We start from the raw sequence: 15,228 nt of genomic DNA on the forward strand, positions 1-15,228 counted from the left end.
TTTTTTTAAGATTTCATCAAACAGCTTCTATTTTGGAAGCTGTTTTTTTACGTAAAAATTCTAAAATTTTCCAACCAAATGCATCCATTTTTTTTAAACCAAATGCGATAGAGATGGCAAGTGTAACATTTATCAAATAAATAATAACCATTAAAACAACCCAATTAATATTTTCTTTAAATGGAACTACGATAAAATAGACCAGTGAAGAACTTATTCCTTGCGCAAAATAAAAGAAGATAGCATTTCTGCCGATGTAGTTTATAAAAGTGTCTTTGGTGATTTTTAAACGGTTGTAAAAGATCAAAACGGTTATAAGAGAAAATATCGACCACAAAATATAACCTGTTTTTGGTGGAAATTTTTGTTTATTCATTAAATAAAATGCCTCTTTTCCGAAAATGTAAAATAAAATACCAAGCGCAATTCCTAAAGTGCCATATAAAACCGGAATCCATTTTGTTGGTATTTTTTTGTTTTTTAATTGATGTGCGATCAGAAAAACGGCTAAATAGTAAGCGACGTACCCGACTTGACCAGTTGGATAAAACCACGGAAAAATATTAAATAATAAAGTTGAACCCAAGCAAATGGCAACAAACCACCAAATATGTCTTGGAAAAAATTTTAAAATCAAAACGCCAAAAACCGTCAAAATATAATAGACTTTTAAATACCAAAAACTGCCCATTACGACCGGAAAAGTGTCTGCATTTGTATATTGATGCAAATACCAGTTTCCCAGATTTTGCCATTGTGGAATTGATGAAATATTTTGAGGAACATATTTCGTCCCAAAGGTTGAGTAGAAATCCTGCAATTTTGATAATCCGAAAAAATTTAAACCAAAAACCTTGAAAAAATAATCAGCGAAAAAGAGAAAAGTCACAAAGATCATGTAAGTGATTTGCAGCTTCAACAAGCGGTAGAAAGTTTTCTCGATATTGTTTCCGGAAGTTAAGCCGCTCAATGCGAAGAAAATCGGGACGTCAAAAACCAGGGATAAAACTCTGATTTCGGTAGAAATATAATATTGTCCAGACCAAAAAGCGGTGTGAATAAAAATAATGGAGAGCGTCGCAAGTCCTTTGGCAAAATCAATATAGAGATCTCTTTTCATTTTTCAAATTTCGATAAAAGTAAATAAAGTTTTGGTAATAAGACCTTTTACAACACAAAAAAAGGTGAAGCATTATACTTCACCTTTATAATTGTCTTTAAAGAAGTTTATTTCAAAGATTTAAATTCTTCAGCAGAAATTTCGTTCGTCTGAATTTGTTTTAATTCTTCGGTATAATTACTCATATAAGCATCCAGTTCAGGAAAGCGCGTATTTTTCGCGGTTCTATAAGTTTCGTTTAAAACTCCTGTATAATAATAGAAGAAATTGTAATCAAAATCTGCCGCTGTAAGATCATATTGTGCTAATAAAAAACCTAATCTAACTGCAGATCTCCTTTGTGGCGGCGTTCCGTGATGACCCGCGCTCGTAGTTTGATAATCGCCAATGCTTTGTGCAAATTCATAAGCAGCAGCAATTTTTGCAAAAGTATCTTGGTTGTATCCTGTTGGTCTTCTTAAATAATACCCTGCAAAGCCATCAGCTTCAAGTTCATTTGGTCGTGCAGTATTTTCTTTTACACTTGGCAAACTATACGCATACTGAAGTTGATGCCCATATTCATGAGCTAAAATCATCGCATTTACAATATTTCCACCTTTTGCTTTCGCATCAGCAAAAATGGCATAACCGTAATATATTTTTCCTGTACTGTAGGAAATCGCATTATAAGTTGAGTTTTGGTTTGCAGCATCGCTCACAAAACTTAAGGCAGGTTTAGTTCTTTTCCAATAGGCTGCTATTTTTGTCATTTGTCCGGTCATAAAATTAGAATCCGTAGCGAGAGGCAATCCCGTTTTTAAAACCGCAGTACTTGCCCAGTTGACGTCAACATAAGAACAGTCTAAAAGATCGCTGTTTAAATTTTCGGCATTTGCCTGCACTGCAACTTCTTCCGGACTTACAATTTCGTCTCGGTTTTCACTTGTACATGAGGTAATAGTAAGGCTTAAAATAGCGGCGGCAAAAATACCTTTGGTGAAGCTTTGTTTCATAAAAATGTAAATTGTTTGGTTAATGGGGCTAAGCTATAAAAATTATTTATACATATTCAGTTATTTTTACATTTATCCTAAAATTTAGTTTTAAAACAAATTGTCTTATCTGAGTTCTTATTCTAAAAATAATTTATATCTTTGCACCCTGAATTAATTAAAAATTATAAACAATGTTTGCAATTGTAGAAATAGCAGGGCTCCAATATAAAGTTGGACAAGACCAAAAGCTGTTTGTAAACCGTTTGAAAGGAGACATAGGATCAAAAGTATCTTTTGATAAAGTTCTTCTTACAGTAAACGGAGCAACAACTATCGGCGCCCCGGCTGTAAGCGGTATTACCGTAGATGCTGAAATCATCAACCATCTAAAAGCTGATAAAGTAATTATCTTCAAAAAGAAAAGAAGAAAAGGTTACGAAAAGAAAAACGGCCACAGACAATCTCTTACTCAAATTCAAATCACTGGTATCACCGGTTTTGATAATGACAAAAAAGAAGAGAAAAAAGCAGCGCCGAAAGCTAAAAAAGAAACTGCAGCGGAAGAAAAACCAGCAGTGAAAAAAGCAACTAAAAAAGCTGACAGCGAAGCTGCAGAATAACATTAACCCAAAAACCTTAAAATAAAATGGCACATAAGAAAGGAGTTGGTAGTTCCAAAAATGGTAGAGAATCACATTCCAAAAGATTGGGTGTAAAGATTTTCGGTGGACAAGCTGCAATCGCTGGTAACATCATCGTAAGACAAAGAGGTACAACTCATCACCCAGGCGAAAACGTGGGAATGGGTAAAGATCACACTTTACATGCATTAGTTGATGGAACTGTAGTTTTCAGAAAAAAAGCAAACGACAGATCTTACGTATCTATCGCACCAAACGCATAAGAAATTATCGTTTTATAAAATTAAAATCCCGATTCTTTCGGGATTTTTTTTGTGTAATATTTTTTTTATTATTTGGGCAGCTTTATCCGCCTTCCGTTCCCGCTTTTTTGCTCGTCGTTCCTCCTCGCAAAAAGAGCTCCACTCAAGTCGGGCTGCGAGAAATTGTGTGATTAACAGTTTATTAAAAAAAAGTTAGAGATCTTTTAGAACAGTATTTAATCAAAATCCTAATCACAGAGATTACCTAAAAAAGTAGTAAATTTGCCCACGATAAAATTGTCATGAAAAACATCAGAAATTTCTGCATCATTGCACATATAGACCACGGTAAATCTACTTTGGCAGACCGACTTTTAGAATATACAAACACCGTTACAAAAAGAGAATTGCAGGCGCAGACTCTTGATGATATGGATATTGAAAAAGAACGGGGTATCACCATAAAATCCCACGCCATCCAAATGGATTATGAGTACAAGGGTGAAAAATTTATTTTAAACTTAATTGATACGCCCGGACACGTTGATTTTTCTTACGAGGTTTCGCGTTCTATTGCTGCGTGTGAAGGTGCTCTTCTTATCGTAGACGCGGCGCAAAGTATTCAGGCACAGACAATAAGCAATTTATACTTAGCTTTAGAAAACGATTTAACAATCATTCCGGTTTTAAATAAAATCGATCTTCCTTCCGCAAATCCAGAAGAAGTTACCGATGAAATCATGAATTTAATTGGTTGCGACTATGAAGATGTTTTGCGCGTTTCAGGAAAAACCGGTGAAGGTGTTTTAGATCTTTTAGAACATATCGTAAATAGAATTCCGGCACCGGTTGGAGATCCTGATGCACCTTTGCAAGCCTTGATTTTTGACTCAGTTTATAATCCTTTCAGAGGAATTGAAGCTTATTTCAAAGTAGTAAACGGCAGTATTAAGAAAGGTCAGAGAATTAAATTCATGGCGACTGAAAAAATGTATGAAGCCGATGAGGTAGGAACTTTAAAACTAAAACAATTGCCAAAAAAAGAAATTCTTTGCGGCGATGTTGGTTATATAATTTCCGGGATTAAAGATGCACGTGAAGTAAAAGTAGGCGATACAATTACCACTTTTGAAAAGGGTGCTACAGAAGCAATCGATGGTTTTGAGGAAGTGAAACCAATGGTTTTTGCCGGAATTTATCCCATAGAATCAGAAGATTTTGAAGAATTAAGATTTTCTCTTGAAAAATTAAGATTAAATGACGCGTCTCTGGTTTTCGAGCCGGAAAGTTCAGCCGCACTTGGTTTCGGTTTTCGTTGTGGATTTCTTGGAATGCTTCACATGGAAATTGTACAGGAAAGATTAGATCGTGAATTTAATATGGACGTTATTACAACCGTTCCCAATGTTTCGTATCATGGTTATTCCAAAAGAGAACCGGAGAAAACTATTTTGATCAATAATCCGTCCGAAATGATGGACCCAAATACTTTAGATCGCGTTGAAGAGCCTTTTATTAAGGCCTCAATTATTACAAAATCAGATTTTGTTGGTTCCGTAATGACCTTATGTATTGAAAAGCGTGGCGAAATTGTTACCCAAAATTATTTAACAGCAGATCGCGTCGAAATGGTTTTTAATATGCCATTGGCCGAAGTTGTTTTCGATTTTTATGACCGTTTAAAATCCATTTCCAAAGGTTACGCGTCTTTTGATTACCATCCAATTGGTATGCGTTCTTCAAAATTGGTAAAAATGGATATTTTGATAAATGGTGATATGGTTGATGCACTTTCATCATTGATCCATGATAGTAATGCGTATCATATTGGTAAAAAAATGTGTGAGAAATTACGCCAATTGATTCCAAGACAGCAGTTTGACATTGCTGTTCAGGCGGCTTTAGGTGCAAAAGTGATCGCCCGTGAAACCATAAAAGCTCTAAGAAAAGACGTTACCGCAAAATGTTACGGTGGCGATATTTCTAGAAAAAGAAAATTACTGGAAAAGCAGAAAGAAGGTAAAAAGAAAATGAAACAAATCGGTCGTGTTGAGGTTCCACAATCTGCATTTATGGCAGTTTTGAAATTGAATGATTAATTTTTAACAAAAATTACTATGAAAAATTTTATAAGAATCGCCATGGGCTTAGCAATGATCTTTGCTGGAATCGGACATTTAACATTTCTTAGGGATACTTTTCAAGTACAGGTGCCTGATTTTGTTCCTTTTTCGAAAGATTTCGTAGTAATTGCTTCTGGCATTGTTGAAATATTGTTCGGTCTGGCGATGGTTTTTTTAACAAAACAAAAAGAATATGTCGGTTTAATTTTAGCAATATTTTATGTACTGATTTTCCCGGGAAATATTCACCAATATCAACAGCATTTAGATGGATTTGGTTTAGATACAGATGCTAAAAGATTAGGAAGATTATTTTTCCAACCGGTTTTAATCTTTCTAACTCTTTATTCTACAGATGGTTGGAAATTATTAAAGAAAAAATAATTACTTCTTTTTCGCCCGCACTTTTTTAACCTGGTCTTTTATGAAGGGATATTTTTGCTGCATATCTTCTGCGATATCTTCGTCTAAACTCAGTGCAATTTTTAAACTTTCCCGTCCTTTTTTATCTTCTTTCAAATGAAAATAACAATTGCTTTGCTGGTAGAATAATTCTGCTCGGTTATGAACTTTAATTGCTTTTTCAAGTGATTCTAACGCTTGAGAATATTCACCTAAAAGCATTAAAACTTCCGTGAAAGCATACCAGTTATAAAATCTGTCCGGTTCGTGATCAAGTAAAATTTTGATGCATACAAGACTTTCCTCAAAATCACCAGCATCAATATATAAAAAGGCAAGTCTTTTTTGATATTCGAGATTAAAAACATTGAGTAAACTTGCTTCTTTAGCAAAATGCAGCGCCTCTTTCATCGAACCCATTTCCTCGTAAATATAGGATTGTTCAAGCATCGAAAGATAAAACTGCGGATCTTCACGCAGTGATTTCTGGAAAAAATTAAGTGCTTGTATTGGCAATTTGGCTTCTTTATAACACAACCCGATTTTATAAAGTGTGAAAGCTTTGGTGTATTCCAGATCAAGCATTTCCTCGTAAACCTCAATCGCTTTATGCCATTCTTTCATCGCTTCATAGCACGCAGCTTTGTTGGCATAAACCCCGACAGATTGAGAATTTATAGCTAAAAGATAGTCAAAACCTTTAATGGCTTCTTCGTAATTTTTTTTGTTAAAATAAAACTGGCCGTACTCAAACCAGGCAGTTTCTGCAAAAGGAAATTCATCTAAATAAGTGTTCAGAAAATCAATCGCTTCATCACCACGATTCATTTCATTAAAACAAACCATTGCATTTTCTAAAGAATAATCATCTTGAGAATCAAGTTTTAAGGCAATTTTATAATGTTTTAAAGCACTGAACGGATCGCCAAGATTGTGATATTCATCCGCAATAAAGTTGTGTAGAAAATTTTCTTCTTCTTTTAAAGCCAATGCTTTTTCGCAATAATCAATCGATTTTTTTGGATTGCCTAAGTTGCTGTAATATTTCGCGCAACATATTAAGAAATCAGTATTCTCCTGTCCGGATTCTTTTAATTCTAAAAGTAAGGTTTTTGCTTTTGTATATTCTTCAAGATCAAGAAAAACCTCAAGCTGTTTTATCTTAATTTCAAGTGAATTTGGATGCAGTTTTAAGGCAAAATTAGTTGCCGTTTCTGCATAAATAATATCACCCATTTCCAGATAATAAATAATGATTTCCTCATATTCTTCGGTATCGAAGTAGAGTTCTTCATTATTTTCTACCATGTCTTCGAACTTTTTTACAAGCTCATTTTCAAAAAATTCTTCCAATATATTTTTTTCGGTTTTTCACAATGTTTAAAATTTACTTTAAAAACTTTGTAAAAAACTATTTTTATTATACAATACTAAATTAAAGATTTATCTTTTTAAATCAAAATAAACTTTGTCAATTTTATAATCCCAGTCCTGCGCTTGCCAATGCACAGAATTGATCAATTCTATATAAAGCTCTTGATTTTTTCAATCATTTTATCACCCAAATCGTCCGCTTCTTCTTGTGAAAAAGCTTCTGTATAAATTCTGATGATCGGTTCCGTATTTGATTTTCTTAAATGAACCCAATTATTTTCAAAATCAATTTTCACACCATCAACAGTGGATACCTCTTCATTTTGATACTCTTTTTCCATTTTAGTTAAAAGTGAATCAACATCAATTTCCGGCGTTAACTGTATTTTTTTCTTACCCATAAAATAAGCTGGATAAGTTGCTCTTAATTCTGAAACTGTTTTATTTTCCTTCGATAAATGAGTCAAAAATAAAGCCACGCCAACTAAAGAATCTCTTCCGTAATGCAATTCTGGATAAATTATGCCGCCGTTTCCTTCACCGCCAATTACTGCGTTTTTTTCTTTCATTAAATTAACGACATTCACTTCGCCAACCGCACTTGCAAAATATTCGGAATCGTGTTTTTTTGCAACATCGCGTAAAGCACGGCTTGAACTTAAATTTGAAACAGCAACGCCTTTTTTATTTTTTAATAAATAATCTGCAACAGCAACCAAAGTGTATTCTTCGCCGAACAAATCACCGTTCTCATCAACCAAAGCCAGACGATCAACATCTGGATCAACAACAATTCCAACATCTGCTTTTTCGCTTTTTAACAGTTCGCAGATATCTCCCAAATGTTCTTTCAAAGGCTCCGGATTGTGTGGAAATTGTCCGTTTGGTTCGCAATAAAGTTTAATGGTTTCGCAACCTAATTTTTCTAAAAGCATCGGAATTGCAATTCCACCCGTAGAATTTACAGCGTCTAAAACTATTTTATAATTTTTTGCTTTAATGGCTTGTGCATCAACCATGGGCAAATCCAAGATTTGCTGAATGTGAATATCGAAAGCATCATTTCTTTCTTCATAAGTTCCCAAATCATCAACTTGCGCGAAATCAAAACTTTCATCTTCGGCTAATTTTAAAACATCTGCGCCATTTTCAGAATTGATGAATTCGCCTTTTTCATTCAGTAATTTTAAAGCATTCCACTCTTTTGGATTGTGCGATGCTGTTAAAATTATGCCTCCGTCAGCGTTTAATTCAGGAATCATGATTTCAACAGTTGGTGTTGTGGAAAGTCCCAAATCGATGACATTTATTCCTAAACCTTGAAGCGTAGCACAAACCAAAGAATTCACCATTTTACCAGAAATTCTGGCGTCACGACCGACAACAATTGTGAGGTTTTTTTTATTTTTATTATTTTGGAGCCAGGTTCCGAACGCGGCTGAAAATTTCACCACATCTAATGGCGTTAAGTTTTCGTCAACTTTTCCACCGATTGTTCCGCGAATTCCGGATATACTTTTTATTAAGGACATAGAATTTTTATTAAATGTTTGCTTTTGCAAAAATAGGGAAATTAGGACTGGAACTTTTCTTAAAAAAAGTTAAGAAATGAAAATATCTTCGTCGATATAAATTAAAGATCCGTGAAAATATCGGTTGTTGAAAAATTTAATTCCGGGAAAGTTGTAGAAGTTATGATATCACCTTCAATCATTGGTCGTAATCCGATATAAATACCATCTTTTAAAACAAAAACCTGAATATATTTATCTGTGGGATGCACTAACCAGTATTCTGTAACACCAGATTCTTCGTAGATACTGTATTTATGCTTCATTTCTTTTTTAGTATTTCCTGGTGATAAAATCTCTACTATTAAATCCGGCGCACCAAGGCAACCTTTATCATCGAGTTTAGTTAAATCACAAATGACACATAAATCTGGCTGTACTACCGTAAAAATATCTCCATTTTTATTTGGAAGACGTACATCGAATGGCGCGAAATAAACTTTACAAGGTTGATTTTGAAAATAATTGTAAAATTTTATATTAAGATTTTGCAAAATTTCCTGATGAATTCTTGCTGGTGCAGGACTCATTTTGAAAATTTTACCTTTAAATAATTCCACTCGTTCCTTTAATCTCCAAAGAAAATAATCGGCGTAAGTGTAGGTTTTATTTTCATCGAGTTGATCCAAACTTGTAATTATCATTGCATTATTTTTATCAAAGTTAATTAAAATCAATTATAATTATTTAAATTCAAGAACATCCACAATCCTGATCACAACCTGGTTTCCCTTTTTTAAATTTTTTAGCGGAAAAATTTTTAGCAATAATTTTGAATAAATAAAATCCTGCTACAAGGAAAACGATAGCAATAATGATATATTGAAATACTAAAGCGTTCATAATTTTAAATTTAATAAAAATTAAAATTTTACTTAAAAACCTGATAAACAATCAGTGACGCGAAATAGGCGAGCCCAGACATTCCCAAAAGTTGAACCAAAGTCCAGCGCCAGGATTTTGTCTCTTTATACACGACGGCAATTGTAGAAACGCACTGCATCGCAAAAGCATAAAAAATTAAGATAGAAAGTCCGGTGGCAAAATTGAAGACTTTATCACCGTTTGGTTTCGTGTCATTTCGCATTTTATCAACAATTCTTGTATCTGCAGAATCATCGTCTAAGGAATATAAAGTCGACATTGTACCGACAAAAACTTCGCGAGCCACGAAACTTGTTAAAATTCCAACGCCCATTTTCCAGTCGTAACCAAGTGGCGCAATCACAGGTTCTATGGATTTTCCCATTTTAGCCAGATAAGAATTTTCTAATTTCACATCTGTTGATACATAATCTTTAGTTTGAGTTGATGGTCCGAAATAACTAAAAACCCAGATGATGATACTTACAATAAAAATTATTTTTCCTGCACCGGTGATAAATTCCCAAACTTTACCTAAAGTTAATTTAAAATTATAGCGCCAAAGAGGCATTTTATAAGCGGGCAGATCCATTACAAGAAAACTTCTGGAAGTATCTTTAATAATTTTTTTTAAAATTAATGAACCCAAAAGTGCCATGAAAAATCCCAGAAAATACATCAACATCAGCATCAACGCCTTGTATTGAATACCCAAAAATGTTTTATCTGAAATAACCAGAGCAATGATAATACTGTAAACCGGCAATCTCGCAGAACACGTCATGAAAGGAGTTACCAAAATTGTGATCAATCTTTCCTTCACGTTTTCGATGTTTCTGGTGGACATAATTGCTGGAATTGCGCACGCCGTTCCGGAAACTAATGGAACAATACTTTTTCCGTGCAACCCAAAAGGTTTTAAAAAACGATCCATCAGGAAAATCACCCTTGCCATGTAACCGGAATCTTCCAGTAAATAAAGGAAATATAATAAAATACCGATTTGAGGTGCAAAAACCATTATTCCGCCAATTCCCGGAATTATTCCATTGGAAATCAGAGAATTTATTGGTCCTGACGGTAAGTTTGTAGAAGTAAAATCAGATAAAACAATAAAGAATTCTTCAATCCATTTCATAGGATATTCTGCCAAAAAGAAAACACTTTGAAAAATAACCAATAACACGATGGCAAAAATTAAATAGCCAAAAACTGGATGAACCAGCAATTTGTCTAATTTCTCCGTTAAAAGTTCTTTAAACTGAGGTTTTTTAGTTAAAACCTGAGAAACTGTTTTGTCGATTTTTTGATAGCGCCGAACTGTCTCTTGTGCTTGTAACCTTTTTGGAACGAGGCATTTAACATCATTTTGCATCAACCGGTCATTTACCGTTTCGATTTTCCCGAGATAAGTATCAGATGCTAAAAGTGTCCAAACTTTATATTGATTGCTTTCGTGAGTGGTTTGTAAAATATTAAAAACCAAACCTTTTTGCTCCATTGGAATTTCAAAAGAAGCTTCGGATGACACTGAAAATTGTTTTTTAAAAACCGCTTCTCTTAAATCTTCAATACCAACATTAGCTTTCGCATTGGTTTTAATAATTGTGACGTTCAAAAGTTTGGATAGCAGGTCTAAATCTAAATTAATACCGCGTCTTTCGGCCTGATCAATTTGATTTACGACTAAAAGAATAGGAATTCCCAAATCCTGAATTTGCTGAAATAATAAAAGTCCGCGTTTTATGCTTAAAGCTTCTAAAACGTAGACGACACCGGCGTAATTTTGCTGTTCTTCAATTAAAAATTTAGTAAAAATTGCCTCGTCTTCAGAACCCGGATAGACAGAATAAGATCCTGGTAGATCCACAACTTCAGTTTCCTGATTTTTATAACTATAACTTCCGGAATGACTTGCAACAGTTACACCGGCGTAATTTCCGGTTTTTTGTTTTTTATTACAAAGCCAGTTAAAAATAGTGGATTTCCCGACGTTTGGGTTTCCTACTAAAATTATTTCCTGTTTGTTGTTGGGCATTTAATTAGAAATTAGATTTTAGACATTAGATGTTGAACTAAATCTAAATTTGATCAGAAATCTTAAGTGATTTTATTTAATAAATTAAATAATTGATTTAACAAAAATATACTGTGCTTCCTCTTCACGCAAAGCTATCCTGCTTTTTTCTTCTCCAAATTCAATGTAAAGAGGACCTTTAAACGGCGCCTGGTAAAGAATTTTAAAAACAGTTTCCGGTAGAAGACCCATCTCAATAATTTTCGTCGGCATTTTTAGGTTATCATTGTCATAACCTTCTATTTTTCCGATCTTATTTTTCGGAAAACAACACAATTTATTTGACAGATCTGCTTTCAATGCTTTAATTTGTAGTGCAAATATAGTTATTTAAATTTAATCTAAATAAGCATTTTGCTAAAGTTGGTGTTTTATCATAAAAAAAACCGAAAGCAATTTACTTCCGGTTTTTAAAAAAAATTAATTCTCTAATCTATTTTTTTGAAGGCGAGTACATTTCTATAGGATTATTATTTGCGTCATAAAAATCGCGCGTCATTTTTTCCTGTTTTTTTAGCATATCGCCAATTGTTCCGTCCATTCCCGGCATTTTTCTGTCCATCATTTCTTTTGTAAGCATCGGTCTCATCGTCGCAAACGGATCTTTTTTGTATTCTGCTAAAGTTTTTTCAAATTTATCACGTGGGATCACTGTTAGTTTTCCGGCGCCGCCAGGTGTGATTGTTTCAGCGTAAGATAATTCCTGAAAATTTTCTACTTTTTTATTTCCTCGTAATAACCAGGAATAATTTTTAGCAGAATCTTCTACTTTAACGATCAATCCAGGAAGACCTGCGAATTTATATGGACCATCCTGAAACGGAAGATCTGTACTAAACCACGCTGTCCATTGTCTTCCGCCATATTCTGTAGTGGCTTTTTGCGTATTATAATCACCGATTTTTTCTTTATCATTGCTGATTTTCCAGTTGAATTTCGGTTCTTCTGTGTAAGCAATTTGCATAGGCGTAAAACCGCTGGAAATTCTATCGCTGTATGTTTCTTTCATTGCTGGATATTCTTTTTCAACTTTATATCCAAATTTTGGCATCGTGATCGTTTTTGAAAGATCCTTAAACGCGCCAGATTTCTGCATTTCTTCTACTGCAATTTTCATGATTGAATCCTGCGCTACCAAGGTATAATCGCGGTAAAGGGATTTGTCTTTCGTAATATCCAAAATTGTCATCACTTTTTCCACTTTCGTAGAATCCTGTTTAGGCTTAAAAGTTAATTCATAGAAAAAGCGATTTGCTGTAACCTGCGCATTCAGAACGATTGTCGCTGCTAATAATGCTATTGATAAGTATTTTTTCATAATGTTATTATTTGCTCTAATTAGTAGTAGTTTTAAAAATTTGTTACAATTAACCAGAAAAATTTTTTAGTAGTAATGCTATTATATAATATTATAAAACTATTATAGAAAGTTTCAATTGGATTACTGACAAAATTAATACTATTTTTGGAAAAAATTTAAAAGTGGAATTCCAGTTAAAGTTTAAAGTAAATCATTCTTTATATCTTAAAGATCCTGAGGAAAGTACAATTGGTAAAGCCATTATTTCTGAGGCCATTAATCTTATATTCGATATAGGATTTGAACAGTTTAATTTTAAAAAATTATCTCAGGAAATTAAAACAACTGAGGCAACTGTTTACAGATATTTTGCAAGTAAGCAGAAACTATTGTTATACATAATGAGTTGGTACTGGCAATATTTAGAATTTCAAACAAAGATGAGCGTTTTAAATAAAAATAATGCAAAGGAAAAATTAGAGCTGATTCTGGAAGTAATTACCCATAATTTTTCTTCCGATGACAGTTTACTTAATATTGATCTGGATAAATTAAACTCAATTGTGATCAGCGAAAGCAGCAAAGTTTATCTGGTAAAAGAAGTTGATGAAATTAATAGTGAAATGGCTTATCATCCATTAAAAAATTACTGTCTCTATATTTCTCAGATCATAAAAGAATTTCGACCGGATTATGAATTCCCAAATTCTTTGGCAAGTACAATTTTGGAAACGTCTCATGATCAGCAGTTTTTCAGTGAACATTTAAATAAACTAACGGATAATTTTGAGAAAAAAGACCATAAACTATACGTTTTAAAATATTTGAATCATCTACTTTTTGACGTCTTAAAAAATAACTGAAAATGGCAGATAAAAATTATAAAGAACAAGGTTTAAAACTTTTCAAATATATTACTAAAGAAAGAAAAGATGTAGCAAATATATATTTCTACGCTATTTTTAGCGGTTTAGTACAGTTGAGTTTACCACTTGGTATTCAGGCAATTGTGAGTTACGCAATGGGTGCAACGATGGTTACTTCCATCTATTTACTTATAGCGCTGGTTGTCGCAGGAACTTGGCTTGTTGGTTTTTTTAGGCTAAAAGTAATGCAGATCATTGAGAAAATTCAGCAAAAAATCTTTGTGGAATATTCGATTGCTTTTGCCGAAAAACTTCCCAAACTTAATCTAACAAAAATCAATAAATATTTTTTACCGGAATTGGTAAATCGGTTCTTTGACACACAAAATCTTCAAAAAGGTATTTCTAAAATCTTACTTGAAATTCCTACAGCCATCATTCAAATAATTTTTGGAATTATTCTGCTGTCCTTATACAATCCCTATTTTTTAATTTTTGGTTTAATTGTTTTGCTTGGTGTATTTTTTATTTTTAGAATTACAATGGAACAGGGCATTGCGTCAAGTTTAGATGAAAGTGACAGAAAATATGAAGTTGCATCGTGGCTGGAGGATATCGCCAGTTCTGTAAAAACCTTTAAAAATGATTCTACAACTAAGATGCATCTTCACGAAACAGATCATTTGGTAGGAAAATATTTAGAAGACAGAACGTCGCATTTTAAAGTGCTCTACTTTCAATATAAAACAATTGTTTTTTTTAAAGTTGTGATTATCCTTACGATGCTTGCGATAGCGACTTATTTATTGATAAATCAACAGTTAAACATTGGTGCTTTTATCGCTACAGAGATTGTAGTAATTATGATAATGTCGGCTGTGGAAATTCTGATCAAAAACTTAGAAAGTTATTACGATATGATCACAGCGATGGTAAAACTTTCGAAAGTGCTGGATCTTCAGGAGGAAAGCACCGGCGAAATGACTCTAAAAGATACAGATCAAGGTTTCGAGATTGAATTTAAAAATGTAAGTGTTTCTATAAATGACTCAATGCCAATTTTGGAAGATGTTAATTTTAAAATTTTACAGAATAGTATCACCGCTATCTCAGGTAATTTAGGAACCGGTAAAAGTATTTTGATGAATATTTTTGCAGGATTTTATGAACCAACTGCAGGTAAAATTTTTTATGATAAAACACCTTTCAATAATATCAATAAAAATATATTTAGAAACCAAATTGGTATTTTTCTGGAAGACGTCGGTATAATTAAAGGTAATATTTTTCAAAATATACAGATAGGAAATCCTGAAATTACACCAGAAGATATCACGAAAGCAGCAATAGAATTAGGTTTGGATAATTTCACGGAATATTTTTCGAACGGTTATTTTACAGAAATCAGTGAAACGGACAGCCAGCTTTCGTTTAGCTTCAGAAAAATGATTCTGCTGCTAAGAGCAGTTCTTGGAAATACTAGATTACTTCTTTTAGAAGATCCATTTGAGGGTTTTGACGAAACTATAAAAGATAAAATCTGGGATTATCTTCAAAACAAATCTTTGCATAAAAATATTATTTTGGCCACCAAAGAAGAGCGTTTTATTGCAAAAGCTGACCACCATTTATTTTTAGCCAAAGGCACGGTTCAATCTTTAAAATAGTATC

Annotated in this window: 15 protein-coding genes; 6 read left to right on the forward strand and 9 right to left on the reverse strand. The window is 33.2% G+C overall.

What is annotated here, in order from left to right:
• Window positions 1-16: 16 nt before the first annotated feature.
• Both BM238_RS10720 and BM238_RS10725 read right to left on the reverse strand, forming a co-directional pair.
• Window positions 17-1,120: an acyltransferase family protein gene (locus tag BM238_RS10720; protein WP_090080671.1), complete on the reverse strand. Its 1,104-nt coding sequence runs from the start codon at window positions 1,118-1,120 to the stop codon at window positions 17-19.
• 107 nt (window positions 1,121-1,227) lie between these two features.
• Complete coding sequence (locus BM238_RS10725; protein ID WP_090080673.1) at window positions 1,228-2,115, reverse strand: neutral zinc metallopeptidase; 888 nt, start codon at window positions 2,113-2,115, stop codon at window positions 1,228-1,230.
• A 173-nt stretch (window positions 2,116-2,288) separates the two neighbouring features.
• On the opposite strand from BM238_RS10725, the gene rplU reads away from it, so the two are divergent.
• The 4 genes from rplU (at window position 2,289) to BM238_RS10745 (ending at window position 5,487) form a co-directional block, all read left to right on the forward strand.
• Window positions 2,289-2,717, forward strand: coding sequence for a 50S ribosomal protein L21 (rplU, locus tag BM238_RS10730; protein WP_090080675.1), 429 nt, complete (start codon window positions 2,289-2,291; stop codon window positions 2,715-2,717).
• A gap of 26 nt (window positions 2,718-2,743) precedes the next feature.
• The gene (rpmA, locus tag BM238_RS10735) at window positions 2,744-3,001 is read left to right on the forward strand and encodes a 50S ribosomal protein L27 (protein ID WP_090080677.1); all 258 of its coding nucleotides are present in this window, start codon (window positions 2,744-2,746) and stop codon (window positions 2,999-3,001) included.
• A gap of 281 nt (window positions 3,002-3,282) precedes the next feature.
• Window positions 3,283-5,079 carry a translation elongation factor 4 gene (gene lepA, locus BM238_RS10740; protein ID WP_090080679.1) on the forward strand — a complete coding sequence of 599 codons (1,797 nt, stop codon included), beginning with the start codon at window positions 3,283-3,285 and terminating at the stop codon, window positions 5,077-5,079.
• A gap of 18 nt (window positions 5,080-5,097) precedes the next feature.
• Entirely contained in the window at window positions 5,098-5,487 is a 390-nt protein-coding gene (locus BM238_RS10745; protein WP_090080681.1) for a DoxX family protein, read from the forward strand.
• Here the strand turns inward: BM238_RS10745 and BM238_RS10750 are convergent, their stop codons facing one another.
• The 7 genes from BM238_RS10750 to BM238_RS10780 form a co-directional block, all read right to left on the reverse strand.
• Window positions 5,488-6,858, reverse strand: coding sequence for a tetratricopeptide repeat protein (locus tag BM238_RS10750; protein WP_090080682.1), 1,371 nt, complete (start codon window positions 6,856-6,858; stop codon window positions 5,488-5,490).
• Between the two features lie 170 nt (window positions 6,859-7,028).
• A complete protein-coding gene (gene glmM / locus BM238_RS10755) occupies window positions 7,029-8,411 on the reverse strand; it encodes a phosphoglucosamine mutase (RefSeq protein WP_090080684.1) in 1,383 nt (460 codons plus the stop codon).
• 101 nt (window positions 8,412-8,512) lie between these two features.
• Complete coding sequence (locus tag BM238_RS10760) at window positions 8,513-9,094, reverse strand: Uma2 family endonuclease (protein ID WP_090081564.1); 582 nt, start codon at window positions 9,092-9,094, stop codon at window positions 8,513-8,515.
• Window positions 9,095-9,143: 49 nt separating this feature from the next.
• Complete coding sequence (locus BM238_RS14430; protein ID WP_177205461.1) at window positions 9,144-9,293, reverse strand: hypothetical protein; 150 nt, start codon at window positions 9,291-9,293, stop codon at window positions 9,144-9,146.
• Window positions 9,294-9,321: 28 nt separating this feature from the next.
• Window positions 9,322-11,352: a ferrous iron transport protein B gene (gene feoB / locus BM238_RS10770; protein ID WP_090080687.1), complete on the reverse strand. Its 2,031-nt coding sequence runs from the start codon at window positions 11,350-11,352 to the stop codon at window positions 9,322-9,324.
• A gap of 84 nt (window positions 11,353-11,436) precedes the next feature.
• Window positions 11,437-11,691: a FeoA family protein gene (locus BM238_RS10775; RefSeq protein ID WP_090080689.1), complete on the reverse strand. Its 255-nt coding sequence runs from the start codon at window positions 11,689-11,691 to the stop codon at window positions 11,437-11,439.
• A gap of 133 nt (window positions 11,692-11,824) precedes the next feature.
• On the reverse strand, window positions 11,825-12,709 hold the full coding sequence (locus BM238_RS10780; protein ID WP_090080690.1) for a GLPGLI family protein: 885 nt from the start codon (window positions 12,707-12,709) through the stop codon (window positions 11,825-11,827).
• A 164-nt stretch (window positions 12,710-12,873) separates the two neighbouring features.
• Between BM238_RS10780 and BM238_RS10785 the strand changes: the two genes are divergently transcribed.
• Both BM238_RS10785 and BM238_RS10790 read left to right on the forward strand, forming a co-directional pair.
• Window positions 12,874-13,554: a TetR/AcrR family transcriptional regulator gene (locus BM238_RS10785; RefSeq protein ID WP_177205462.1), complete on the forward strand. Its 681-nt coding sequence runs from the start codon at window positions 12,874-12,876 to the stop codon at window positions 13,552-13,554.
• Window positions 13,555-13,556: 2 nt separating this feature from the next.
• Window positions 13,557-15,224, forward strand: a complete 1,668-nt coding sequence (locus tag BM238_RS10790; RefSeq protein ID WP_090080694.1) for a peptidase domain-containing ABC transporter — start codon at window positions 13,557-13,559, stop codon at window positions 15,222-15,224.
• Window positions 15,225-15,228 lie beyond the last annotated feature (4 nt).

Origin of the sequence: Halpernia frigidisoli (genome assembly GCF_900113805.1) — a bacterium.
GTDB lineage: Bacteria > Bacteroidota > Bacteroidia > Flavobacteriales > Weeksellaceae > Halpernia > Halpernia frigidisoli.